This window comes from Labrys neptuniae, assembly GCF_040797145.1.
GTDB lineage: Bacteria > Pseudomonadota > Alphaproteobacteria > Rhizobiales > Labraceae > Labrys > Labrys neptuniae.
The window spans coordinates 632,051-656,706 of the sequence record NZ_JBFNQD010000001.1; the positions used below are offsets into that span (position 1 = coordinate 632,051).

A 24,656-nucleotide genomic window follows, 5' to 3' on the forward strand; every position below is an offset into this window, starting at 1 on the left:
TCGGCTTGCGATCCCCGGACCAAACCTTTGGTTTGGTCTGACTGCAGCGCATCATTGCGTGCTGCGATGCGTCCGGGATGACCCCGTGTCCGGCGCTGTCAGCTCGTCTCGCGGAATATCTCGCGGCCGATCAGCATGCGCCGGATCTCGGAGGTGCCGGCGCCAATCTCGTAGAGCTTGGCGTCACGAAGAAGGCGTCCGGCCGGAAAATCATTGATGTAGCCATTGCCGCCCAGGGCCTGGATCGCCTCGAGCGCGACCTTGGTGGCATTTTCGGCCGAATAGAGGATGCAGCCGGCGGCATCCTTACGCGCGACCTCGCCGCGGTCGCAGGCGGCGGCCACCGCATAGGTATAGGCACGCGAGGCATTGTAGAGGGTGTACATGTCCGCGAGCTTGCCCTGCATCAGCTGGAAGGTGCCGATGGCTTCGCCGAACTGCTTGCGCTCATGCACATAAGGCACGACGAGGTCGAGAGAGGCGGCCATCAGCCCGATCGGTCCGCCCGACAATACCACCCTCTCGAAATCGAGGCCGGACATCAGGATGCGCACGCCATCGCCGACCTTGCCGAGCAGGTTGGCTGCAGGCACGAAGCAATCCTCGAACACCAGCTCGCAGGTACTGGAGCCGCGCATGCCGAGCTTGTCGAGCTTGGGCGAGGTGCGGAAGCCGGCAAAACCGCGTTCGACGATGAAGGTGGAGATACCCTTCGGCCCGGCGGCCGGATCGGTCTTGGCATAGACGACCAGCACGTCGGCGTCCGGGCCATTGGTGATCCACATCTTGGTACCGTTGAGGACAAAACCGCCTTCACGGGCCTCGGCCTTGAGGCTCATCGACACCACATCCGAGCCGGAACCGGCCTCCGACATCGCCAGCGAGCCGACATGCTCGCCCGAGATCAGCTTGGGCAGATAGCGCTGCTTCTGGTTCCGATTGGCATGGCGGGTGAGCTGGTTGACGCACAGATTGGAATGGGCGCCGTAGGAAAGTCCCACCGAGCCCGAGGCCCGGCTGATTTCCTCCATGGCGACGCAATGGGCGAGATAGCCCATGCCCGAGCCGCCATAGTCGGATTCGGCGGTGATGCCGAGCAGGCCGAGGGCACCGAGTTCGGGCCACAAATCGCGCGGAAAGGCATTGTCGCGATCGATGGCGGCGGCCCGCGGCGCGATCCTCTCCGCTGCGAAGCGCTGCACCATGCGGCGCAATTCCTCGACGTCCTCACCGAGATTGAAGTTCAGGCCGCCATCATACATGAGCCCTCTCCCTGCTATTTTATCTTGGCCGCCAAGGCCTGCCCTGCGCGCGAGCGCGGGGCCGAGCCGAGCGCTGTGCAGACAGCCCTGCCGGCAGCCGCGACCCTATCGAGATCGACCCCGGTTTCGACGCCCAGGCCATCAAGCATGTAAACGAGATCCTCGGTCGCCAGGTTTCCGCTCGCCCCCGGCGCATAGGGACAACCGCCGAGGCCGGCGACGGAGGAATCCACCACGGTGACGCCGAGTTCCAGGCAGGCCAGGACATTGGCGAGCGCCTGGCCATAGGTGTCGTGGAAGTGCACGGCGACGCGCTCGATGCCGATCTCGCGCGCCACGGCCGCCGTCATCGCCCGCGCCGCATCGGGCGTACCGACGCCGATGGTGTCGCCGAGCGAAATCTCTTCGCACCCCATCGCGGCCAGGGCCGTCGCCACCGAAACCACGGCGGAGACAGCCACCCGTCCCTCATAGGGGCAGCCCAGCACGCAGCTGACATAGCCCCGCACCGTCAGGCCCTTGGCCCGGGCCTCGGTCACGATCGGCCGGTATTCGTCGAGGCTCTCTTCGATGCTGCGATTGATGTTGCGGCGGCTGAAGCTCTCGGAGGCGGCGGCAAACACGGCGATATGCCGGGCCTTGGCCGCGAGTGCATCGGCAAAACCACGGGCATTGGGCACCAGCACGGGTAGATCGACCTGTCCCGCCAAGGAGGACAGCCCGGCCAGCACGTCGGCCGTCTGCGCCATCTGCGGCAGGTTCCTGGGCGAGACGAAGCTGCCGGCCTCCACCGTGCGCAGCCCGGCTGTCGCCAGGTCGCGGATGAGGGCGATACGGGTCTCGACCGGCAACACCCGGCTTTCGTTCTGGAGGCCGTCGCGGGGACCGACCTCGAAAATCTCGACGCGTTCGGCCCGGCTCACGGCTCGATCTCCAGCACTACCAGTTCGGCGCCGGCGACGACCTGATCGCCCACCGCGACATCGACCATCTTGACGACGCCGGCGCGCGGAGCGGAAACGGTGTGTTCCATCTTCATGGCTTCGATCACCACCAGGGCCTGCCCCTTCTCCACCGCGGTACCCACCGCCGCGCTAACCGACAGCACCAGGCCAGGCATGGGCGACATGATACGGCCGGCCCCCTCGCTTTCGACGCCGCGCGGCTTGCGGGGATCGCGCAGGCCGAAGGCATAGGATCGGCCGTCCACGAAAAGGGTCAGGGTTTCGCCGGACAGGACCGCACGGGCCTTGAGCACGCCCTCGCCGATGCGCAACCTCGCCGTTCCCTGGGCATCGAGGTTGCCCTCGACAATGACGGCCCGATCGGCGAGATGCAGTTCATAGCCCCCTGCCCGCCAGACGGCATCGACGCCGATCGGCGTGTCGCCCCAGGCCAGATCCAGCTTGCGGCGAGCCGAACCGGACAGGCGCCAGCCGTCTGTCTCGCCCCAGGGAGAATGGAGATCGGCCGGATCGGCCGCCTTGGCCAGGCGCTCGGAGGCCCGCAGGGCGACGAAGGCCGCCGCTGCGACCACCTCGTCTGACGGATGCCGGGCTGGTGCCAGCAGATCGGCCTGATGATGCTCGATGAAACGTGTGTCGACCCCGCCTTCGGCAAAAGCCGGATGGCGGATGATGGCGGCAAGGAAATCCCGATTGGTATGGGGCCCGACCACTTCGACGGCATCGAGGCCCGCTCCGAGCCGGGCGATGGCTTCGGCGCGGTCGACGCCGGCGGCGATCACCTTGGCGAGCAGGGAATCGTAATGCATCGAGATGGTGTCACCACTGCGAAAGCCGCTGTCGATCCGCAGGCCGGCGAGGCCCTCTGGCAAGGCCAGATGCTCGATCCGGCCGATGCTCGGCAGGAAGCCGCCGGCCGGATCCTCGGCACACAGACGCGCCTCCAGGGCATGGCCCGCGCAGGTGATCGCCTCCTGCGCCAGCGGCAGCGGCGCGCCGCCTGCCACCCGCAACTGCCAGGACACGAGATCGAGGCCGGTGACCGCTTCCGTCACCGGATGCTCGACCTGAAGCCTCGTATTCATCTCCATGAAATAGAAATGGTCGTCGGCAACCAGGAACTCAACGGTGCCGGCGCCTACATAATCGACCGATCGCGCACAGGTGATCGCCGCCTGATGCAGGCCCGCCCGCAAGGCCGGTGGCAGGTCCGGTGCCGGCGCCTCCTCGATCACTTTCTGATGGCGACGCTGCACCGAGCAGTCGCGGTCGAACAGATGCACCGTATGGCCGTGGTGGTCGGCGAAGACCTGCACCTCGACATGACGCGCGACCTGCAGATAGCGCTCGATCACCATGCGATCGTCGCCGAAAGCGGAGCGCGCCTCGCGTTGGGCCGCCTGCAGCTCTGTTGGCAGATCCTCGACCCTGGCAACGATATGCATGCCCTTGCCGCCGCCACCGGCCGATGGCTTCAGCAATACCGGAAAGCCGATGGCCTCCGCCGCACGCGTCAATGTGTCGAGGCTCTGGTCCTCGCCCTCATAGCCCTTCAGCACCGGCACGCCAGCTGCGGCCATGCGGGCGCGGGCCTGCGCCTTGTCACCCATGGCCAGGATGGTTTCGGCCGACGGCCCGACGAAGGTGATGCCCTCGGCCGCGCAGGCCCGGGCGAACTCGGCATTCTCGGCCAGGAAGCCATAACCGGGATGGATGGCATCGGCACCGCTGGCCTTGGCAGCGGCGATCAGCTTGTCGATCGACAGATAGCTTTCGCGCGAAGGCGCGGGGCCGAGACGCAACGCCCGGTCCGCCAGCGACACCGCAAGGCTGTCGGCATCGGCATCCGAATAGACGGCGACAGTGCGGATGCCCATGGCGCGGGCCGTGCGAATGATGCGTACGGCGATCTCGCCGCGATTGGCGATCAGGAGCACGCGAACGGGTCTGGGCTGATGAGCGGTCATGGCATCCATCCCGGCTTGCGCTTGGCAAAAAAGGCAGCGAGGCCCTCGCGCGCCTCGGGCGAAGAGCGGATCGTGGCGATGCGCCGAGCGCTCTCCTCGATGCGCTCTGCCGTGATGGGCCCAGCCATGTCATCAGCCAGTTTCTTGGCGGCGGCGATGGCCTCCGGACCGCCGGCGAAGATGTCCGAAAGGCAGCGTTGCACTGCTTCGTCCAGCGTTTCGGGGGCCGCTATTTCATGGATCAGCCCGTATCTCAATGCATCTTCGGCCGAGAAGCGTTCGGCGGTGAGGAAGAGGCGGCGCGCGGCGCGCTGGCCGATCGCCCTGACCACATAGGGACTGATCGCGCCAGGGATCAGGCCGAGGCGCACCTCGCTGAGGGCGAATCGCGCCTGCGGCACGGCAATGGCGATGTCGCAGCAGGCCACCAGCCCCACGGCGCCGCCGAAGGCCGCCCCCTGCACCTTTGCCAGCGTCGGCTTGGGGCAGGTGTCGACCACCCGCATCAGCTCGGCGAGCTGCCGGGCATCGGCGAGATTGTCCTCCGGCAAGGCATCGGCGGCACGGCGCATCCAGGCAAGATCCGCCCCGGCCGAGAAGGCCTTGCCCTCTGCCTGCAGCAGCACCGCCCGCACCGTTGCGTCGGTGCCCGCCTCGGCAAAGGCCCGTGTCAATTCGGCGATGAGGCCGTCGTCGAAGGCGTTCAGCACCTCGGGACGGTCCAGCGTCAGGACCGCGACCATCCCGTCCCGCTCCACCCGCAGGCTCACATCCGGAACACGCCGAAGCGTGTCTCCCTGGCTGGGGCATTCCGCGACGCCGACAGGGCCAGCGCCAGCACCATGCGGGTTTCGGCAGGATCGATGATGCCGTCGTCCCATAGCCGCGCCGTCGAGTAATAGGGGTTGCCCTGCTCCTCATACTGGGCTCGGATCGGCGCTTTGAAGGCCTCCTCGGCCTCAGCATCGATTTTGGACTCATCGGTTCCGGCCGCATCCCGCCGCACCTGCGCCAAGACATTGGCGGCCTGCTCGCCCCCCATCACGGAAATGCGGGCATTGGGCCACATCCACAGGAAGCGCGGATCATAGGCACGGCCGCACATGGCGTAATTGCCGGCGCCGAAGCTGTTGCCGATCACCACGGTGAATTTCGGCACGTTCGCTGCCGCCACCGCCGCCACCAGCTTGGCGCCATCCTTGGCGATGCCGCCCGCCTCATAGTCCCGGCCGACCATGAAGCCGGTGATGTTCTGCAGGAAGAGCAAGGGAATGCCGCGCTGGCAGGCAAGCTCGATGAAATGAGCCCCCTTCAGCGCCGACTCCGAAAAGAGAATGCCGTTATTGGCGATGATGCCGACGGGATAGCCCCAGATCCGGGCAAAGCCTGTGACCAGCGTATTGCCGAAATCGGCCTTGAACTCGTCGAACTCCGAGCCATCGACCAGCCGGGCGATGACCTGCCTGACATCATAGGGCTTGCGCGGATCGGCGGAGACGATGCCGTAGATCTCGCTAGGATCGTAAAGGGGCGGCTTCGGCGCCTCGACGTCACCGACATCATGCTTGCGCCGGTTGAGATTGCCGACGATCTCCCGCGCAATGCCGAGGGCATGCGCATCGTTCTCGGCAGCATAGTCAGCCACGCCCGAGGTTCGGGTGTGAGTATCGGTGCCGCCCAGCACCTCTGCACTGACTGTCTCGCCGGTAGCCGCCTTCACCAACGGTGGCCCTCCGAGGAAAATCGTGGCCTGGTTGCGCACCATCACGACCTGATCGGCCATGGCCGGCACATAGGCGCCGCCCGCGGTGGAACTGCCCATCACCACGGCGATCTGCGGGATGCCGGCCGCCGACAGGCGCGCCTGGTTGAAGAAGATGCGGCCGAAATGCTCGCGGTCGGGAAAGACCTCGTCCTGCTTGGGCAGGAAGGCCCCACCCGAATCAACCAGATAGACGCAGGGCAGATGATTTTCGGCAGCGATGGACTGCGCCCGCAAATGCTTCTTCACCGTCATCGGGAAATAAGTGCCGCCTTTCACCGTGGCATCGTTGGCGACGACCATGCATTCCTGGCCCGAGATGCGGCCGATACCGGTGATCAACCCGGCGGCTGGTACTTCGTCGCGATAGAGGCCGAAGGCGGCAAGCTGGGAAAGCTCCAGGAACGGGGCCCCGGTGTCGAGCAGCAACTCGATGCGGTCGCGCGGCAACAGCTTGCCACGCTTGAGATGCTTTTCACGGGCGGAAGCCGAACCGCCGCCACCGGCGCGCTGATTGCGCTCCCTCAGTTCAGCGGCGAGCGCAGCCAGTGCGTCGTGATTGCGCTGGAACGTCTCCGACCGCCGATCGACGGCACTCCCTATGACCGGCATGCAGATCGCCTTGCCTGTTGCAAGCCGCTTGCGGGGCGGCTTTTATTGGATCATAAACGAACGGACGTTTGTTTCTATAATCGGGAGCGGGTTTCTCCGCAAGTGGTTTGAGATGGCACGCAGGGCAGGAGCGGATGGCAGCAAGACGGCGGAGGCGATCCGCACCGCGGGCCTGCGCCTGATCTTCCAGCACGGCTATGAAGGCATGAGCCTGCGGGACCTTGCCCAGAGCGTCGGGATCCAGCCGGGGTCGCTCTATAATCACATCTCCACCAAGCAGGCACTGTTGTTCGACTTCCTGGTCGAGCACATGACGAGGCTGACCGAAGCGCTCGACGCGGCACTGGCCGGCATCGAGAGCCCCCTCGCCCGCCTCGACACCTTCATCGAATTCCACCTGCGCTACCATCTGACCCGGCGGATGGAAGTCTTCGTCAACAATTCAGAACTGCGCAGCCTGGAGCCGCAGAACAGGGCTGTGGTGACCGGCTTGCGGCGTGACTACGAGCGACGCCTGGAACAGATCCTGGCCGAAGGAACCAGGAGCGGCGCCCTGGCGGTGCCGGATGTGACCGTTGCCACCTTCGCGATCATCGCCCAGCTCACCGGCGTGGTCGGCTGGTACGACCCCAAGGGGCGCCTCGGCGAGGACGAGATCATCGCCATCCATCGGCAGCTGGTCGTAAAGGGCCTCTTGCCGCAACTCCCGTAGCCCGGAGATTTTTCTTCACCAAAGGCTGGTCTTTGCCCGCCGTCGGAATATCATCCGACAATTGGCTCGACCTGAGGTCGTTGTCAGGAGGCCAATCGAATTTCGTTTCAACACCAGCGCATGTTTTGAATGCCGGCGATCGGGATTGTCGCGAGCCGGCTTCGTTCCGTAGATGAGGAATATCCATGGAATATCGTCAGTTAGGCGGCTCGGGCTTCAAGGTGCCGGCGCTCAGCCTGGGCACTGGAACTTTTGGCGGCGGCGGTGACTTCTTCAAGGCCTGGGGCACGACCGATTCGGAAGGCGCACGCCGCCTGCTCGACATCTGTATCGACGCCGGCGTTACCATGTTCGACAGCGCCGATATCTATTCCTCAGGTCTCGCGGAGGAAATTCTCGGCAAGGCGATCGCCGGGCGCCGCGACCAGGTGATCATCTCGACCAAGGCGACCTTCCGCTCCGGTCCTGGGCCGAATGATGTCGGCTCTTCCCGATTCCATCTCACCGATGCTGTCGACAAGGCGCTGAAGCGGCTCGGCACCGACTATATCGACCTGTTCCAACTGCACGGTTTCGACGCGCTCACGCCGGTCGAGGAAGTACTGCAGACCTTCGACGACCTGATCCGCGCCGGAAAGATCCGCTATATCGGCGTCTCCAACTTCTCCGGTTGGCATCTGGCGAAGTCCCTGGCGGCCTCGGACCGTTACGGGCTGCCGCGCTATGTCGCCCACCAGGCCTATTATTCCCTGGTCGGCCGCGACTATGAATGGGAGCTGATGCCGCTCGGCCTCGACCAGAAGGTCGGTGCCGTGGTGTGGAGCCCGCTCGGCTGGGGGCGCCTGACTGGAAAGCTGCGCCGCGGTGCGGCATTGCCGGAGCGCAGCCGTCTGCACCAGACCGCGGCCGATGGTCCGCCGGTAGCCGATGAGCTGCTCTATCGTGTCGTCGACGCCATCGACGCCATCGCCGGCGAAACCGGCAAGAGCGTACCCCAGATCGCTCTCAACTGGCTGCTGCAGCGTCCCACCGTCGCCAGCGTGATCATCGGTGCACGCGACGAGGCACAATTGCACGAAAATCTCGGTGCCGTCGGCTGGAAGCTCACACCGGAGCAGATCGCAAAGCTGGACGAGGCCAGCACCGTGACCCTGCCCTATCCTTATTGGCACCAGCGTGGCTTCACCGAGCGCAATCCGCCACCGGTGTGAACAGACAGAACTGCTCTCCTGTCAGCCATTGGCGGGCGCCGCGTCGATTACCCGCAATTGCACGCGCTCGCGCCCGCCATAGCGATCGACGCTCAAGGTGCCTGCGACATGCACGGCCTTGCCACGATGGCCGACAAGGCCGTCGCCCAGGGGTTGCCCGACCGACCGGAAGGCGATGGCGTCGAGCATCGTGCCATCATGCGCCTTGAGGCGCAGGCGCAAATGCGCCTCGCCGACGGTATCGACGAAGGCGAGCTGGTGGCCCGGCAGCGCCAGCACCGGCTCGGGATTGCCCTGACCGAACGGGCCGGCCTTTTCGAGCATCTCGATCAGGCCGGTGGTCGCGCCGCCGGCGGCAAGCGCGCCATCGATCTCCAGGGCCGCATCTGCCCGCGCCGTCTCGACAGCCGATGCGAGTTCCGCCTCCAGATACGCTCGGAAGGCACCGAGCTGGTCCTGCCCCAAGGTGATGCCCGCGGCCATGGCGTGGCCGCCGCCCTTGACGATGAGATCGCGCTCTACCGCCTGCCTTACAGCCTTGCCCAGATCGACGCCGCCGATCGAGCGCCCGGATCCGGTGCCGACCCCATCCTTGTTGAAGGCGATCGCAAAGGCAGGCCGGCCGAAGCGTTCCTTCAGGCGGGCAGCCACCAGGCCCACGACACCGGGGTGCCAATTTCGCGAGGCCGTCACCACCGTCGCACCCGTCTCCTCGAGGCCGAGGGCCGCGACGGCCTCCGCCAACGCCTCCTCGAGCATGGCGGCTTCGACCGTCTGGCGCTCCCGGTTGAGCCGGTCCAATGTCGCGGCGATCGAAGCCGCCTCCTCGCCGTCCTCGCTCATCAACAGCCTCGCTCCGAGAGCGGCATCGCCGATACGCCCGCCCGCATTGATGCGCGGCCCGAGCAGGAAGCCGAGATGATAGGGACGCGGCGGCCCGTCCAGGCGGGCCATGTCCATCAGCGCGCGCAGGCCGGCCCGCTGGCGCTGGCGCATGACGGCCAGGCCCCGCGCCACGAAGGCCCGATTGAGGCCCTTGAGCGGCACCACATCCGCCACCGTTCCCAAGGCGACCAGATCGAGGCGCGCCATCAGGTCCGGCTCGGGGCGCTCCCGCCACCAGCCACGCTTGCGCAAGCTCCGGCTCGCGGCGACGAGAAGCATGAAGGTGACGCCGCAGGCACATAGATGCCCTTGCCCGGAGAGATCGTCGAGGCGATTGGGATTGACCACCGCCACCGCCGGCGGCAGCGCCTCGCCGGCCTGGTGATGGTCGACGACCAGGGTCTCGAAGCCGACCTCAGCGGCCTTGCCGAGGACATCGACGCTGGTCGTGCCGCAGTCCACCGTCACCAGCAGGCTGGCGCCTTCGGCCCGCAACAGCCGAATCGCCTCCTCGTTTGGACCGTAGCCTTCATAGATTCGATCGGGAATGTGGATTCGCGCCAGCACGCCGACCTCGCGCAGCCAGCCCGCAAGCAGCGCCGAGGAGGTGGCGCCGTCGACATCGTAGTCACCGAAAATGGCAATGCTTTCGCGCGCCATCACGGCGTCGGCCAGCCGTTCGGCCGCCTTGTCCATATCGGTCAGGCGTGAAGGATCCGGCATGTAGTGGCGCAGGGTGGGAGCCAGATAGGCGTCGGCCTCCTCGACCGTCACGCCCCTGCCGGCGAGGATGCGCGCCAGCAGGTCGGGCTGGCCGGAGCGCTGGGCCAGGGTCATGGCCTGCATCTGCCCTTGCGCATCCAGCCTTTCCCGCCAGGCCTTGCCGGTGAAGGAGGATTGCACGCCGAGAAAATAACGAGGGGGAGAAACGGATGACTGCATGGGCGGACCATATCGGCGAAGCCCTAGCCAACACAAATGCTTCGTTAGCTCCGCATAACACCTTCGGCATCCTTGACCACGTGCGACAATCTGCCATCAATCGCATATTTCCCGAACGCTCACGGGGCGATGGTGATGACGACTGCGGCGGGCGCTAACGGATCTCGTTTTTCACCTGGACTGGCCTTGGCGGCGCTCGGCGTCGTCTATGGAGACATCGGCACCAGCCCGCTCTACGCCTTCGCACAGGCCATCAGCGCCAGCGGCGATGGCGGCGCCGGACAGGCCTGGATCGTGACAGGTGTCGTCTCGGTGATCTTCTGGGCCCTGATCCTGATCGTCTCCCTGAAATATGCGATCCTGATCCTGCGCGCCGACAACAAGGGCGAAGGCGGCATTGTCGCCCTGCTCGCCATTCTGGGGGGCAGTGGCCGCCGCGAAGGCCGTCGCCATGTCATCTTCCTGATCATCGGCCTGGTGGGCGCCGCGCTGCTCTATGGCGACGGCGCCATCACGCCAGCCATCTCGGTGCTCAGCGCCATCGAGGGACTGGAAGTCGCCACGCCGTCCCTGGTCCATATCGTGGTGCCGCTGACCGTCGCGATCCTCCTGGTCCTGTTCATGGTCCAACGCTATGGCACCGGCATGATCGGCCGCTTCTTCGGCCCGGTCATGCTGGCCTGGTTCGTCCTCATCGGCCTGCTGGGCGCGGCGAGCATCGTGCAGAACCCTGCCATCCTCGCCGCCCTCAATCCGTTCGTGGCGCTGCATTTCCTGGTCACGGCCAATCCGACCGTCAGTTTTGCCATCCTGGGAGCGGCCTTCCTCGCCGTCACCGGCGGCGAGGCGATGTATGCCGATATGGGGCATTTCGGCCGAAACCCCATCCGCGTGGCCTGGTTCACGATCGCCCTGCCCGCCCTGGTCCTCAATTATTTCGGCCAGGGTGCCCTGCTGCTCGGCAATCCTGCCGCCGCCTCCAATCCGTTCTACAACCTGGTACCCGACTGGCTGCATTTCCCGGTCATCATTTTTGCGACGGTAGCCACCGTCATCGCCAGCCAGGCCATCATATCGGGGGCCTTTTCGCTGGCGCGCCAGTCCATACAACTTGGTCTGCTCCCGCGCCTCACCATCAAGCAGACCGACAATCGGGAATTCGGCCAGATCTACGTCCCCCTGGTCAACTGGCTGCTGTGCATCGCCACGCTCGGCGCCGTGCTCGGCTTCGGCTCGTCTGCGGCGCTGGCGGGCGCCTATGGCGTCGCCGTTTCCCTGCTGATGGCGATCACCACGCTGCTGGCGGCCCTGGTGGCCCGGCATTGGGGTTACAATCTCTTCCTCGTCATCCTGGTCAACGGCGCCTTCTTCGTCGTCGACCTGATCTTCGTCTCCGCCAATGGCGTCAAGCTCTTCGAGGGCGGCTGGTATCCGCTGTTGTTGGCCATCTTCGTCGCCATGCTGATGCTGACCTGGCGCCGCGGCCAGATCCTGGCCGAACAGGCCCGCAAGCATCTGCGCGTGGAGGAGACCACCTTCTTCGCGGCGATGAAAACCCAGCGCCCCACGAGGCTGCCGGGCACGGCTGCCTTCCTGAGCTCGGCCGCCGTCGGCATGCCCCTCTCGCTGAGTATTTTCTTGCGCCACACCGGCGCCATTCCCGAACGCGTGCTGCTGGTCACCGTGCAGGGCGCGGAAATCCCTCGCGTCAAGGACAGGGACCGCGTGACGGTGACCTCCCTTCGCCCCGGTTTCGAGCGCATCATCCTGCGCTTCGGCTTCATGGAGGAACCCGACGTGCTCAAGGGCATGCGGCTGGCCATCTCGCAAGGCCTGATCTCGGGCTTCGACCTCGCCGAGATCTCCTTCTATATCGGGAGCGAGACGATCATTCCCTCCAAGAGGATCGCGGGCATGGCCTTCTGGCGCGAGGTGCTCTACGCCATGCTCCAACGCAATGCCGAGCGCTCGGCCTCCTATTTCCGCATCCCGGCGCCGCAGGTGGTGCAGTTCGGAACTGAGATCGAGATCTGAACGGGCTCAGGAGCCGATCAGTCCCTTGAATATGAAGAAGTCGCCGGCACAGATCAGGCCGAGGTCGGTGGAATTTTCAGGAAGGAGCGGCAAGTTTCTCGAGCTTGTCGCGCAGCAGATCTTCATTCAGCACGAAGGCCTGATCGTAGTCGCCCGGCTCGCCGATGAGCCAGCCATAGTCGAGGCCAAGGCGCTTGCTGAGCCATAGATAGGTGCTCTTGGTGAAATTCCCGGGAAAAAGCTCGATGACTTGCGTTCCGGGGCGGCAGAACGCCAGATTGCCGAGCCCGGCGCCATGCACGCCAACAACCACATCGGCCTGGGAGAACAGCCGAACCTGTTCGGCATGATTGTCGCCCCTGGCCTCGAAGCGTTCGAAACCATGAGCCTTTGCAATGTCCCAGAGCGCCTCTTCGTTGAGCAGGCGCCGGATCTTGCTGCCTCCCCGCGAAAAGAAGATGCGCCGCCCGCCACCGGGCTCCACCCGGTAATGTGCCCGGAAGAGCTCGGCCAGCCGCCGTACCGGAGCGGCATCGGCAAAGCTCCATTCGGCGTTGCCGGCATCGAAGGAAAGCCACAGCGCCTCCTCGACCGCCACCTTGGCATCGTCCGGCATGGCGACCACGCGCACGCCCGGATAGGCCTGCTCGAGCAAGGCGCAGCCGAGATTCAGGCTTTCCAGGCGCGAAGGCGGTAGCAGCAAGGTGAGCGGCATGTCCCTGGGATGAAAGCGCTCGAGATAGTCGACCACCGGCACCAGATCCTCGAAGAGCGCATGGTAGTAGTTGTCCGTGCGGGCCAGCAGATGACAACGCCCGGAAAGGGCGGGTAGGGCCCGGAGCCGCTTGGCCCTGGCGAAGTTCCAATTGACCCATTGCACGTCGCGGATCACCACGCCCTGCTGGCGAGGTGCGAAAATGCGGCTGACATGGCCGAGCAGCTCGGCCGGTTTCACCGTCACGGCCAGCTCTTGCACTGGAACCGTGATACCGCCCGTCCACTGGCGCGCCAATGTGTCATAGGGCCAGCACCGGTCCCGCACGAAGGTGCTTTCCTCCGGCGTGAATGCGGTCGCCATCTCGGTTTTGCGGTCTTCGATGACCAGCGCGGCGGCGATCCCGGGATCGACCCCGCGTGGATAGAAGGAAAAACGCCGCCGCAGCGGGCCGATCCGGCCAATGGTCGCCCGCGCCAGCAGCCAGCGCCAGTAGCGGATATTGAAGCGCTTTCGAAATCCGGATTTGACGCGGGCCATTTCTGCCGTTTGATTGCCATTGAACAGCCAAGCGGCTATAGCCGCGCCACCACCCTCTGTCTATCGGATCAGACCTTGAAAGCAATCATTCTCGCCGGCGGCATGGGCACGCGCATTTCCGAAGAATCGCATCTGCGCCCCAAACCGATGATCGAGATCGGAGGCCGGCCGATCCTCTGGCACATCATGAAGATCTACAGCCATTACGGCATCAACGATTTCGTGATCTGCCTGGGCTACAAGGGCTATATGATCAAGGAGTATTTCTCCAATTACTTCCTGCACAATGCGGATGTGACGATCGACGCCGAGAAGAACGAGGTCATCTATCACAATCAGAAGGCCGAACCCTGGCGCGTCACCATGGTGGATACCGGCGAGACAAGCATGACGGGCGGCCGGCTCAGGCGGGTTGCGCCCTTCTTGACGCCGGGCGAATCCTTCTGCTTCACCTATGGCGATGGCGTCGCCGATGTCGACATCGGCGCCCTCATCGCCTTCCACAAGAAGCACGGCAAGCGCGCCACGCTGACCGGTGTGATCCCTCCCGGCCGCTACGGCTCCCTGTCGCTCGAGGGCGACAAGGTCACGCGCTTCATTGAAAAGCCTCCGGGCGACAATGCGCTGATCAATGGCGGCTTCTTCGTGCTGGAGCCGAGCGTGGTCGATCTGATCGAGACGGACCAGACCTCCTGGGAAGGCGACCCGCTCGAGGCCCTGGCCGCCTCCGGCGACTTGATGGCCTACCGTCATGGCGGCTTCTGGCAACCCATGGATACCCTGCGCGACAAGAACCATCTCGAGCAATTGTGGGCACAGGGCAAGGCGCCCTGGAAGGTCTGGCCGTGAGCGAGGCACTCGCCGCAGGCGCATTGCCTTCACCCGCCTTCTGGCGGGGCAAGAAGGTGCTTCTAACTGGCCATACCGGCTTCAAGGGAAGCTGGATGGCCCTCTGGCTGCATCGGCTGGGGGCCGAAGTCACCGGCTTTGCACTGCCGCCGGCGGCCGACCAGCCGCTGTTCGCCGCAGCCGGCGTGAACAGTGCCATTCGCTCGGTCCTGGGCGATCTGCGCGACGCCGAGGCTGTGCGCGAGGCTGTTGAGGCGGCACAGCCGCAGATCGTATTGCATCTCGCCGCCCAGGCCTTGGTGAGGCGCTCCCTCGCCGATCCGATCGAGACCTTCGGATCCAATGTGATGGGCACCGTCCATCTGCTCGAGGCCCTGCGTTCACGCCCCGGCCTTGCCTGCATTCTCGCGGTGACCTCGGACAAGGTCTATCTCAACCAGGAAGAGGGATCGGCTTTCCGCGAGGACGACAAGCTCGGCGGCAAGGACCCCTATTCCGCCTCCAAGGCGGCGGCCGAGATCGTCACCTATGCCTATGCCCGCTCCTTTTTCGACAAGGCAGCGGTGCCGGTCGCTACCGCACGTGGCGGCAACGTCATCGGCGGCGGCGACCATTCGGCCGACAGGCTCGTCCCCGACATCGTACGCGCCGTGCGCAGCGGCCGGCCGCTCGAACTGCGCCATCCTGAAGCGACGCGCCCCTGGCAGCATGTGCTGGACTGCGTCAACGGCTATCTGATCTATGCCGAGCGGCTCGCCTCGGTCGCCGACACGCCGCGCGCGCTCAATTTCGGCCCCGATCCGTCCCGCCCCCTGCCCGTCTCGGCCGTGGCAGATGCCGTCTTCCAGGCACTCGGCCGCAAGCCGGATTGGGTGCACAAGCCGGTACCCGGGTCCATCGAGATGAAAGCCTTGACGGTCAACTCGGACCTTGCCCGCCGACTGCTCGGCTGGCAGGACCGCCTCGCCGGCCCGTCCAGCCTGGAATGGACGGCGCAATGGTATGCTGCCGAGGCAGCCGGCCAGGACATGCATGCCTTCACCCTCGACCAGATCTCCCGTTTCTCGACGCCCTGAGACCGCTGCCATGACCGCTGCCACGTCCACGCTTCCCCATTGCCGGTTCTGCGCCACGCCGCTGACGACCACTTTGTGCGATCTCGGCTCGATGCCGCTCGCCAATGACTACCGCCTGCCCGACGACAGCAATCCCGAGCGCAGCTTTCCACTGCATGCGCGCGTCTGCCCGAGCTGTCTGCTGGTTCAGGTCGACGATTCCGTGCCGCCGGACGCCATCTTCTCCGACTATGCCTATTTCTCTTCCTATTCGGACAGCTGGGTCGCGCATGCCAAGCGCTATGCGGACGCAATGATCGAGCGTTTCAAACTCGGCGCTGACGCCCTGGTGGTCGAGGTCGCCTCCAATGACGGCTACCTCCTTCAACATTTCAAGGCCGCGGGTGTGCCCGTGCTCGGCGTCGAGCCAGCCGCCAACGTCGCCGAAACGGCCCGGGCCAAGGGCATCGATACCGAGGTCGCTTTCTTCGGTGTCGAAACCGCCAGCCGACTGGTCGGCCAAGGCAAGCGCGCCGACCTCATGGCTGCCAACAATGTGCTCGCCCATGTCCCCGACATCCGCGACTTCGTCGGCGGCTTCGCCACCTTGCTGAAGCCCGAAGGTGTCGTCACCTTCGAATTCCCGCATGTACTCAATCTGATCGAGAAGGTGCAGTTCGACACCATCTATCACGAGCACTTTTCCTACCTCTCGCTGGTGACGGTGGAGAAGGTGTTCGCCGCCGTGGGCCTCAAGGCGATCGATGTGGAGGAACTGCCGACGCATGGCGGTTCCCTGCGCCTGTTCGCGGCGCCGATTGCTTCCAGCCACCAGCCCTCGGCGCGGCTCGACGCCCTGCGCGCCAAGGAGCACGCCGCCAGTCTCGACACCCTGGCGGGTTATGAAGGCTTTGCCGCCAAGGTCGCCGAGGTCAAGCGTGGCTTCCTCGCTTTCCTGGCCGAGGCCAAGGCGGCCGGCAAGACCATTGCCGCCTACGGCGCCGCCGCCAAGGGCAACACTTTCCTGAACTTCTGTGGCGTCGGCCCTGCCGATATCGTGGCGGTCTTCGATCGGTCCCTGGCCAAGCAGGGCCGCCTGCTGCCCGGCAGCCAGATTCCGATCCTCTCGCCCGATAAGATCAGCGAGATAGCGCCGGATTATCTCGTCATCCTGCCCTGGAACATCGCCGAAGAGGTGATGGAGCAGACGCGCCCCTTGATGCCATCGGGCAGTTCCTTCGTGACGGCCGTGCCCAGCATCAGGCTCACGCCGTGATCTTCAGCGAAACGCGGATCCCAGGCTGCTTCCTGATCAAGCCGGAACCGCGGCGTGATGATCGCGGCTTCTTCGCCAGGACCTATTGCCCGGACGAGTTCGCCGCAGCCGGCATCGCCTTCACGCCTGTGCAGACCAATCTGTCGCGCAACGACAAGGCCTTCACCCTGCGCGGCATGCACTTCCAGGACCCGCCTCACGCCGAGGCCAAGCTCGTCCAGGTGGCACGGGGGGCGATCCATGATGTCGTGGTCGATCTCAGGCCCGACAGCCCGGCCTTTCGCGAATGGATCGGCGCAGATCTGAGCGCCGACAACCTTCACCAGCTCTATATCCCAGAGGGCTGTGCCCACGGCTTCCTGACGCTCGAAGCAGGAACGGACGTGCTGTATGGCATGGGCCGCAAATATGTTCCGGGCCATGCCCGCGGCTATCGCTATGACGATCCTGCCTTCACCATCGAATGGCCCCGTCCGCCGGCGGTGATCGCGCCGGCGGACGAAGCCTGGCCACCTTTCGGAGCTTGAAGGACCGCCCGCTGCGCCTCTGTCGCAGCGGGCCGATTCCCTATTTTGCCTCGAAAGCCGGGTGATAGGCCACGTTTCCGTGCGGCGTATCGGCCCCGAAGGGCAGGCACTGGAAATAGACCTGTGGCAGGCCGGGAAAGCAAAGCTGCGCTTCATTCTTGAAACCGAAGCGGCCGTAATAGGCGGGATTCCCCACTACGACGCAGCCTTCTGCCTTTTGCCGACGAAGATGGGCCAGCCCTGCCTCGATCAGCGCCCGGCCGATACCATCCTTCTGGCGATCCGGCCGCACCGATACTGGCCCCAGCCCATACCACTGCCGGAAAGCTCCCTCGATGGTGACGGGCGAGAAGGCCACATGACCGACAACCTCGCCTTCTTCCTCCGCCACCAGCGACAAGGTCAAGGCTCCCGCCGCTCGCAAGGCGTCGATGATCGCCGCCTCCGTCTGGCTGCTATATGGCTTTCCTTCGAAGGCCGCCTTGGTAATCGCGCGGATGGCATCGATGTCATCGGCACGTTCCGGTCGGATCTGCATGGTTTTTCCCTTGTTCAACGATTATCGGCCTGCGCGCGCACGCTCTCCCGCCCCTTGCGCGAAATGCGGTAAGGACCGGAGGCATGGGACTCGATCAGCCTCTTGCGGTGGAGTTTGCCGAAGGTCTCCAGCGTGCAATCGGCCAGACGATGGCCGTCGCGGGTGAAGCAGTCGACATGGTGGATGCGGCCATTATCGCCGCGGTGATGACGGATATGCCCGCCCTGGGCCAGCACGTGCAGCACACGCTGCTCGCCCCGTGAGATATTCATGATGGTGGAGCCTGTCGCAGAAACCATGACAAGCATCGCCCGCGCACGCAGTCGATCCGACCGCAGTGCCTCGCAATGCTTTCTCATGTCTCGTCAAATCGAGACGGTCAGCGGTTTCCCACAAGCTCTGACATAAAACCTTCCGCTCAAATCAGCAGGCCGTGATCGCTTAGTTCGGCATCGGTCCGATGTCAATCCGATCCGGCCACGCCGGTCATCCGAGCCCGCCAAGACATCGGGCCCGCCCGTAAGTCGGCTTCGACAAGGGACGCCCCCCGCGGGAGGAACTGCAGCCTTTCTGGCACCAATGGAGGCGACGGCCTGAAACGGCTTCGTCGTGGAACCCCACGCCTCCGTGCGCATTTCATTTGGGAAGCGACTGTTCGGGAACACTCAAATGACCCAGTTCGTCATCATGAAACGCCGCGGCGCCCACGTCGAGCCGCTGTCGGAGGCACCGATTTTCGACGACCTTGTCGAGGCGGAGATTTGGGCGGCCACCTATCTGGAAGGTGATCCGGCCCTGTTCGATCAAAGCCTCGATTCGATCGAAGTACACAGGCAGCAGCCGCAACTGGCAACACGCCAAGTAGCATCGGGCAAGCGCTAAATAAAAACGCTCGCGCAGAGACTGTTCCAACTGACTGAGTTCATTGGTGGGCGGTGACGGGCTCGAACCGCCGACCCTCTCGGTGTAAACGGTGAGGCCTCGCCTTTTGAGCCATGATTTCCGCTTCAGAGCGTCGAAATCACCCCGATTCGTGCATGTTCGTTGCCGAGGTTTATGGTGCATTATTGGTGCAGGGTCCACCCCTGCGATCAATACGACCCTACCGCATCCACGACATCGCGAAGGAAATCGGGATGGTGGTGGCCGTAGACATCGCGGACAATCTTCTCCGAGGTTCCCATCGCGCCGGCGACGAGCGGGATCGGCTGGCCGCTCTGCATCGCCCAGGTCGCGAAGGTATGACGGAGAACGTGAGGGGTCACATCGTCCGATAGGCCTGCCCTCTGAACGGCCGATACCCAAGACCGCTTGACGTTCGCGACTGGCGCTCCCTCGAACTCGATGACATGGGTGGTGCTGAATCGCTTCCACCTCTTGAGATGCGGCAGCAGCCGTCCGCTGATTGGAACCGGTGTCTGCTTCTTGTTGGTCTGGGCCTGGCGCTGCGCCTTCCGATAGATCAGCCGGCGCTCCAGATCGACGCGTCCGCTCACCGTGTTCGGGAGCCATTGCAGGCCAAGCGTCGCGCTCTTGCGGGTGCCGGTGTAGAGGGCGCAAAGGATGAAACGGGCGAGATGGCGGCTCATGTATTTGAGCTCCCTCCAGTTCTCATCCTTCATGTTCGTTGGCTTCGTCTGCCCCCAGCAAGGCTTCCAGGCCGCCCATAGCAGGCGCGCGGCCTCATCCCTGGTCAGCCAGCGCTCGACCGCCGGCGCCTTGTCGGGAAGATGCACGACCGGCACCCGATTCAGTTTGTTTTCGCCGACCGCATAGCCGAGCGCAGATCTCAGGTCCTCGAGCTCGCGCCTAGCGGTCTGGTCGCTGATCCGCGGCGCCTTCTCCGGATCCTTGTAGCGGCTGTCGGGCTGGGCCGTCCGCCAGGTCACATAGTCCTTGCAGGTCTTCTTCGTAATCTGGGCGACCGTCATGCCGGCCCAGAACTCGCCGAGGCTCTCGACCGATCCGAGGATGACGTCGGGCCGCTCCACTGTCGGCGCATGCTCGGCCGCATAGAGCGTTAGCGCATCGACGATGCTCACTTCAGACGGATCACCGCCGCCGAAGTCCGGTTGGTGTTTTTCGGCGAGGTAGTCTTTGAGCTTTCTCTCAGCCGCTGCACGGTCCTGCTTAAGGCAGCCAGTTCCTCGCTCCTTTTGTCCGTCCCGGATGAACCAGAGGCCGCGGTTCTCACGGAAGACGAGGCGGGCGCCTTTTGTTGGACGAGGCATGACTCTCTCATTCTCTTGATCGCACCGAGCGTCGTGTACTCTCGATTGGCGACACGTTCGACGGCGAGAGTCCCCCGATCTCGCTCTTTTCGCAAGCCACTTACCGACATTGATCCATCGGGATATGCGAGTTGTGCAGCGATATGAAGCTGCAGCGGTGTGTCATCGTTGATCAGCGACGGGTCCGGAAGACGGGGCGTGCGTGTCATGCCGCCTCCTTCATCGCGTCGATATTCTGCTTATGACGTTTTTTGGGGCGCACAGGTTCAGTTAATGCACGCTCTATCGGCCAGCCGTAGCGACGTATGCGGTTCTTCACGATATCTTGCGGCAAGCCATATTCGGCTGCGAGGTCGGGAATCAGCACATATCGACCGTTGAACAACAGGGGCCGATTGCGGCCATAGTTCCTATTCTGCTCTGCATAGGTTGCCCACCTGCAATTCGCTGGCTCATAGTGGCCGTCATTATTCTTTCGATCAATGGTCAGATCTTCCTGATAGCCATTTGCGAGGGCCCACGCCCGGAAGGCGGCGAAGTCTGAAATCCATTCTCCGCAGACCCGGATACCTCGGGCACCATACCGCGCGAAAGAAGCCTCCTTGGGATTCAGACAGCGAGCCTTCATCGCGCACCAGATAGTGTACAGGCGAGATCGTCTGCCGCCATGGGTGCGCTGGTTACCTTTGCTCGGGCTGCACTTGATGCAGCCAAGTGTCTTGCCGCTCCTCAGGCTACCACCGTCGACCGCCTTTTCTGTTCCGCAGTTGCACTGGCAGTGCCAACGACGATTTCCGGCAAAATGAGACACGGTCCAGCGACCAAATCGCCGACCAGTCATGTCAATCCTGGCGCTCATTGGTCACCTTTGATCTGGTCAATATTCTGGTGAATAGGTCTAAAGGAAATTACGGCCACAAACGGGTTTGCCTCCCAGGATCCGGAGCCGTTGATCTCAGTCCACAGCGATGCATAGGAAGCGATCGGGCTATCGACGTAGCCGTTCCAACCGCCATCCCGGTATCGCTTCCAGTGGTTGCCATAGGGCATGAAGTCGAGCACAGGCTCGATCCCCTCCGCAATGGCATCCTCCTCGCTGATGTCCAGCAGCCGCTCGACCCTGACGCCGGTCATTACCAGCGTGAGGCGCGATGCCCAGCGGGGCATGAACATCGACGGCCGACGCTGCTCTCCCCAAGGATTGCCCCAGGTCGACGCCTGCCCGTTATCGCTCGCCTCATAGAAGATCGGCAGCCCAGGCAGTTCGAAAATAGGGAGATCGCGTGGACGTATGCCATCAAAGGCGCGTTCGGTCCGCCACGCCTCCCGTGCCCACAGACGATCCCCAGTGAAGACCTTCGTATAGATCGGGCGCCACTCTCCCGACGGCAGATATTCCCAAGTGCCATATGGCGGCTTCAATATCCGCCGCGTCTGGGTCTTCGTGCCAGCGAGCAGGGCGCGGATCATCGGAGCGCTGAACAAAATCGGGCGATCGGTCACTTGCTGATTTCCTTCAAAGCTTCGTCGCGGGCAGCATTCAGCTCCGCCATTTCCTCTGCGGTGCCTCCTGGAGCGTCGGGATGTGCGGCTTTCGCTTTCGAGCGATACCGTTCATTGAGGGAGGCTACGGTGATCGGTTCGCTGTGGCCGAACCCAAAGACCTCTCGCCATGCTCGCTTGGAGCCGGGGGCCGGCAGCGCGGCGAACCCTGCGAAGGCGCGCTCCATCATGATGCCGCCGCCATGGCGTTCGAGCTGGCGCATCGCGTCGATTGCGAGCGCGAGCGAGCGCATGTTGCCTTCGGCGTCATGAAATCGGTCGCAGGCCATGGCGAAGGGCTTCCCCTTGCGCATGAAGTAGATCGCGATGCCGGTGTCTTGCGGGGTACGTTTCGCCTCGACGGCAACCCCGCCCCGACCGATCGGATAGTTGGACGATATCACCGGATATGTGACGCCGAGCCGGGCAAGCTCTTCCAGGAGAGCGTCACGCGCCGCGGCAAAGGTCCATGGCTCCTGCCATCCTCTTGATCCGGGACGCTTGAATCGGATCCGACCATCTTCGCGGCGACCGCTGGGAGTGCGGGGCCAACCCTCGGGCCATTGAAGGGGAAATGCTTGCGTCATCAAATCCCCCCAGCCGCTTCGATGGCGGCGGCTTTGCAACGGTCCCAGGCGTCGTAGCTTTGCTGGTACGCGCGGGTCAGTGCGGCGCAATATTTGAGATAGCGGCCGGTGCTCTCGATGCGTTCCTGACCGCGGCGGTTGCCGTCCCACATGCGCTTAAGCTTGGCGACCCGGCGCAGCGCCTGCCGACGGCGAGCTTTCACGGCGCGCGGCATGAGCCTCCAATGCTTCTGGCATATCCCCTCGGTGTGCTTGGGATCGCTCGGCACTAGGGTGCAGCGGCAGAACGGGACGAGACAGGTGATACGGGTCATTCGGCAGCATCCAGCAATGGCATGTAGGCGGGTTCTGGGCGGCGCTTGACGGCGCGCGGCTGATAGTTCGCCGCCACCAGCACGCGGGCCATGCCAGGGCAAACCGAATTGCCGCACATCCGTCCTTGCTGCTCGAGGGTGAACTCGACGCGGCTGCCGTCTTCATCCTCGCCATGATCGATGATGTAGCCAGGGCCGAACCCTTGGGCGCTGAAGCGCTCGCGCGGCGTCAGCATGCGCATGCCGATATCCGTGATGGCGTAGGGCTCACCCTCGATCGAAACAGTCACAAGGCCATGCCGAGGCTTGGCCGTCACGGTATGCAGAGGATCGTCGGCCGCCTGCACAGGCTCGCCGGCGCCGTAGTATTTGGCGAGGAAGGCCGCGACCAAGCTGGCATGGTTGCCCTGAGCGCTCACGGTCTGAAGCGGATAGTCGGCCGGCGCGTCTCGCCGATCCGAACCCCGCAGGTTCAGCATATGGGCGGCGATAAGGTTCTGATTGATGCCCTTGGCTACGATCGTCGACAGAGGCTTATCGACGTCATGCCCGATCATGTCGGTATTGTGCTGGGCGAGGAAGGCGGCAACGACGGCCGACTTGCCAGCGCCGCCGGCCGTGACAGTTGGGGCAGGTTCGTCGACTGGAGCGCCGACCGATGCGCCGAACTGACGGGACAGATGCACAGCAGCGAGCACGCCCTCGTTTCCGCCTGGGACGATGGTCGCAGAAGGCTCCTCGACCGACCTTGTGCGCGGCTCCTGCCCTGGGCGCTCCTGATACCGCGGCACCAGGTAGGGTGCGACCAGCGAGAGGCCAGCACCGCCAGCTGTGATTGTATGCACCGGCTGATCTGCCCCATTGAACGGCTTCTGCGCATTGCGCATCGTCATCAGGTGCGGAGCCACCAAGCCGAGCGGTGCCGCCCCACCCCCGTGGGTGTCACTAGCGTGCGATGTCACGGTTGCAAGCGGTTCGTCGACAGCGTGGCCGGTGCTGCCAGAATTGAACTTCGTGACGAACGGCGTGATCAGGGTGTTCTGATCCTTCTCCGATGCAGTGATCGTGTGGAGCGGTTCCGCGATATCGCGGTTGCGGCCACCCTGCTGGGCATAGCTGACGAAGGGCGTAACGAGCGCCTCGCCGCGTTTGGCGGTCAGCGTGGTCAGAGGCTCATCAACCGGTCGATCGCGCATGGTGCCGTCGGCATGGTTGATGCTGACCAGGAACGGCTTTGGCGAGTTCACGACATAGCGCATCGTGCCTTTGGCGACCCGGGCAAGGGTGTTGTCCGCAAGCGGCCGGTTGGCGCGGATGCCGAGCTTTTCCTTGATCTCGGCGCTGGTCTCGAAAATCGACGGACAAGGCAGCGAGAAATCGATGATCTCGGCCGCGGTGCGCCATGGCTTCAGCACGCCGGCAGCGATCAGCGCGGCATCGTTCTTATCCTTCGGGTTGCCATGGGTTCGTTCAGGCCAGACGATCGGTTCGCCATCGCGCCGCATGAGCACGAACAGGCGCTTTCGGATCGTCGGGTCGCCATAATCACATGCCCGTAGCTCGCGCCACTCAACGACATAGCCCATGGAACGATAGGCGTTGATATAGGCCTCGAACGTCTTTCCCTTATGGACTGGGCATGGTTTTCCGTCGGCCAGCAGCGGGCCCCAGTCCTGGAACTCCTCGACGTTCTCCAGAGCGATCACGCGCGGGCGCTGGCGTTTCGGCAGGGACTTTACCCAGCGCAGCCCGACCCAGGCCAGCCCACGAATATCCTTGTTCCTCGGCTTGCCGCCCTTGGCCTTGCTGAAGTGCTTGCAGTCGGGTGACATCCAGAGCAGGCCAATCGGAGCACCGTCACACATACTCTGGGCGTCGACATGCCAGACGTCTTCCACCATGTGCCGGGTGCCAGGATGGTTCACACGGTGCATGGCGAGTGCGAGCGCGTCGTGATTGATCGCGATATCAGGATCGTAGCCGATCGCGGCCTTGATCCCTTCAGACGTGCCGCCACCGCCGGCGAAGCTGTCGATAACCAGTTCACGCATGTGCACGCCCCAACGGCAGGTGATTGAAACAGCGCAGAGACTCGGCCCAACGTCGTGAGATCAGGCGGGGGGCAAGGCG

At 64.2% G+C, this 24,656-nt stretch carries 24 protein-coding genes; 8 read left to right on the forward strand and 16 right to left on the reverse strand.

Going from position 1 to position 24,656, the window contains the following annotated elements; all coding sequences use genetic code 11:
- Nucleotides 1-98 precede the first annotated feature (98 nt).
- Genes ABXS05_RS02925 through ABXS05_RS02945 form a run of 5 tightly spaced genes read right to left on the reverse strand, consistent with a single transcriptional unit; the run spans nucleotide 99 to nucleotide 6,568 of the window.
- Entirely contained in the window at nucleotides 99-1,262 is a 1,164-nt protein-coding gene (locus ABXS05_RS02925) for an isovaleryl-CoA dehydrogenase (protein ID WP_367622838.1), read from the reverse strand.
- 14 nt (nucleotides 1,263-1,276) lie between these two features.
- A complete protein-coding gene (locus ABXS05_RS02930) occupies nucleotides 1,277-2,185 on the reverse strand; it encodes a hydroxymethylglutaryl-CoA lyase (RefSeq protein ID WP_367622839.1) in 909 nt (302 codons plus the stop codon).
- The gene (locus ABXS05_RS02935; RefSeq protein ID WP_367622840.1) at nucleotides 2,182-4,194 is read right to left on the reverse strand and encodes an acetyl/propionyl/methylcrotonyl-CoA carboxylase subunit alpha; all 2,013 of its coding nucleotides are present in this window, start codon (nucleotides 4,192-4,194) and stop codon (nucleotides 2,182-2,184) included. Before ABXS05_RS02935 ends, ABXS05_RS02930 begins: the two co-directional genes overlap by 4 nt.
- A complete protein-coding gene (locus ABXS05_RS02940) occupies nucleotides 4,191-4,937 on the reverse strand; it encodes an enoyl-CoA hydratase-related protein (protein ID WP_311934853.1) in 747 nt (248 codons plus the stop codon). Before ABXS05_RS02940 ends, ABXS05_RS02935 begins: the two co-directional genes overlap by 4 nt.
- A 23-nt stretch (nucleotides 4,938-4,960) precedes the next feature.
- Nucleotides 4,961-6,568 carry a carboxyl transferase domain-containing protein gene (locus ABXS05_RS02945; protein ID WP_311934854.1) on the reverse strand — a complete coding sequence of 536 codons (1,608 nt, stop codon included), beginning with the start codon at nucleotides 6,566-6,568 and terminating at the stop codon, nucleotides 4,961-4,963.
- Between the two features lie 112 nt (nucleotides 6,569-6,680).
- Here ABXS05_RS02945 and ABXS05_RS02950 point away from each other — a divergent pair, with 112 nt between their 5' ends.
- Nucleotides 6,681-7,280, forward strand: a complete 600-nt coding sequence (locus ABXS05_RS02950) for a TetR/AcrR family transcriptional regulator (protein ID WP_367622841.1) — start codon at nucleotides 6,681-6,683, stop codon at nucleotides 7,278-7,280.
- A gap of 185 nt (nucleotides 7,281-7,465) precedes the next feature.
- A complete protein-coding gene (locus ABXS05_RS02955) occupies nucleotides 7,466-8,491 on the forward strand; it encodes an aldo/keto reductase (protein WP_367622842.1) in 1,026 nt (341 codons plus the stop codon).
- A 21-nt stretch (nucleotides 8,492-8,512) separates the two neighbouring features.
- On the opposite strand, the gene recJ is transcribed toward ABXS05_RS02955, so the two are convergent.
- Complete coding sequence (gene recJ / locus ABXS05_RS02960) at nucleotides 8,513-10,318, reverse strand: single-stranded-DNA-specific exonuclease RecJ (protein ID WP_367622843.1); 1,806 nt, start codon at nucleotides 10,316-10,318, stop codon at nucleotides 8,513-8,515.
- Between the two features lie 135 nt (nucleotides 10,319-10,453).
- On the opposite strand from recJ, the gene ABXS05_RS02965 reads away from it, so the two are divergent.
- Nucleotides 10,454-12,352 carry a potassium transporter Kup gene (locus ABXS05_RS02965; protein WP_367622844.1) on the forward strand — a complete coding sequence of 633 codons (1,899 nt, stop codon included), beginning with the start codon at nucleotides 10,454-10,456 and terminating at the stop codon, nucleotides 12,350-12,352.
- Between the two features lie 76 nt (nucleotides 12,353-12,428).
- On the opposite strand, the gene ABXS05_RS02970 is transcribed toward ABXS05_RS02965, so the two are convergent.
- A complete protein-coding gene (locus ABXS05_RS02970; protein ID WP_367622845.1) occupies nucleotides 12,429-13,607 on the reverse strand; it encodes a glycosyltransferase family 61 protein in 1,179 nt (392 codons plus the stop codon).
- 75 nt (nucleotides 13,608-13,682) lie between these two features.
- On the opposite strand from ABXS05_RS02970, the gene rfbF reads away from it, so the two are divergent.
- The 4 genes from rfbF to ABXS05_RS02990 are packed head-to-tail and all read left to right on the forward strand — an operon-like array spanning nucleotide 13,683 to nucleotide 17,314.
- Nucleotides 13,683-14,456, forward strand: a complete 774-nt coding sequence (rfbF, locus tag ABXS05_RS02975) for a glucose-1-phosphate cytidylyltransferase (protein ID WP_367622846.1) — start codon at nucleotides 13,683-13,685, stop codon at nucleotides 14,454-14,456.
- On the forward strand, nucleotides 14,453-15,532 hold the full coding sequence (gene rfbG, locus ABXS05_RS02980; RefSeq protein WP_367622847.1) for a CDP-glucose 4,6-dehydratase: 1,080 nt from the start codon (nucleotides 14,453-14,455) through the stop codon (nucleotides 15,530-15,532). The genes rfbF and rfbG overlap by 4 nt, the downstream gene beginning before the upstream one ends.
- 10 nt (nucleotides 15,533-15,542) lie before the next feature.
- Nucleotides 15,543-16,787, forward strand: a complete 1,245-nt coding sequence (locus tag ABXS05_RS02985) for a methyltransferase domain-containing protein (RefSeq protein ID WP_311934870.1) — start codon at nucleotides 15,543-15,545, stop codon at nucleotides 16,785-16,787.
- A complete protein-coding gene (locus ABXS05_RS02990) occupies nucleotides 16,784-17,314 on the forward strand; it encodes a dTDP-4-dehydrorhamnose 3,5-epimerase family protein (protein WP_367622848.1) in 531 nt (176 codons plus the stop codon). Before ABXS05_RS02985 ends, ABXS05_RS02990 begins: the two co-directional genes overlap by 4 nt.
- Nucleotides 17,315-17,354: 40 nt before the next feature.
- On the opposite strand, the gene ABXS05_RS02995 is transcribed toward ABXS05_RS02990, so the two are convergent.
- Both ABXS05_RS02995 and ABXS05_RS03000 read right to left on the reverse strand, forming a co-directional pair.
- Nucleotides 17,355-17,852, reverse strand: coding sequence for a GNAT family N-acetyltransferase (locus tag ABXS05_RS02995; RefSeq protein WP_367622849.1), 498 nt, complete (start codon nucleotides 17,850-17,852; stop codon nucleotides 17,355-17,357).
- A 14-nt stretch (nucleotides 17,853-17,866) separates the two neighbouring features.
- Nucleotides 17,867-18,124, reverse strand: coding sequence for a YjhX family toxin (locus ABXS05_RS03000; RefSeq protein WP_105864712.1), 258 nt, complete (start codon nucleotides 18,122-18,124; stop codon nucleotides 17,867-17,869).
- 397 nt (nucleotides 18,125-18,521) lie between these two features.
- Between ABXS05_RS03000 and ABXS05_RS03005 the strand changes: the two genes are divergently transcribed.
- Complete coding sequence (locus ABXS05_RS03005; RefSeq protein ID WP_367622850.1) at nucleotides 18,522-18,734, forward strand: hypothetical protein; 213 nt, start codon at nucleotides 18,522-18,524, stop codon at nucleotides 18,732-18,734.
- 209 nt (nucleotides 18,735-18,943) lie between these two features.
- On the opposite strand, the gene ABXS05_RS03010 is transcribed toward ABXS05_RS03005, so the two are convergent.
- Genes ABXS05_RS03010 through ABXS05_RS03040 form a run of 7 tightly spaced genes read right to left on the reverse strand, consistent with a single transcriptional unit; the run spans nucleotide 18,944 to nucleotide 24,577 of the window.
- Nucleotides 18,944-19,894, reverse strand: coding sequence for a tyrosine-type recombinase/integrase (locus tag ABXS05_RS03010; protein ID WP_367622851.1), 951 nt, complete (start codon nucleotides 19,892-19,894; stop codon nucleotides 18,944-18,946).
- On the reverse strand, nucleotides 19,891-20,292 hold the full coding sequence (locus tag ABXS05_RS03015) for an excisionase (protein WP_367622852.1): 402 nt from the start codon (nucleotides 20,290-20,292) through the stop codon (nucleotides 19,891-19,893). The genes ABXS05_RS03010 and ABXS05_RS03015 overlap by 4 nt, the downstream gene beginning before the upstream one ends.
- A complete protein-coding gene (locus ABXS05_RS03020; RefSeq protein ID WP_367622853.1) occupies nucleotides 20,289-20,942 on the reverse strand; it encodes a hypothetical protein in 654 nt (217 codons plus the stop codon). Before ABXS05_RS03020 ends, ABXS05_RS03015 begins: the two co-directional genes overlap by 4 nt.
- Complete coding sequence (locus tag ABXS05_RS03025; RefSeq protein WP_367622854.1) at nucleotides 20,939-21,586, reverse strand: hypothetical protein; 648 nt, start codon at nucleotides 21,584-21,586, stop codon at nucleotides 20,939-20,941. Before ABXS05_RS03025 ends, ABXS05_RS03020 begins: the two co-directional genes overlap by 4 nt.
- Nucleotides 21,583-22,212, reverse strand: coding sequence for a J domain-containing protein (locus tag ABXS05_RS03030; protein WP_367622855.1), 630 nt, complete (start codon nucleotides 22,210-22,212; stop codon nucleotides 21,583-21,585). The genes ABXS05_RS03025 and ABXS05_RS03030 overlap by 4 nt, the downstream gene beginning before the upstream one ends.
- The gene (locus ABXS05_RS03035) at nucleotides 22,212-22,526 is read right to left on the reverse strand and encodes a hypothetical protein (protein ID WP_367622856.1); all 315 of its coding nucleotides are present in this window, start codon (nucleotides 22,524-22,526) and stop codon (nucleotides 22,212-22,214) included. Before ABXS05_RS03035 ends, ABXS05_RS03030 begins: the two co-directional genes overlap by 1 nt.
- On the reverse strand, nucleotides 22,523-24,577 hold the full coding sequence (locus ABXS05_RS03040) for a DNA cytosine methyltransferase (protein WP_367622857.1): 2,055 nt from the start codon (nucleotides 24,575-24,577) through the stop codon (nucleotides 22,523-22,525). The genes ABXS05_RS03035 and ABXS05_RS03040 overlap by 4 nt, the downstream gene beginning before the upstream one ends.
- Nucleotides 24,578-24,656: the final 79 nt, after the last annotated feature.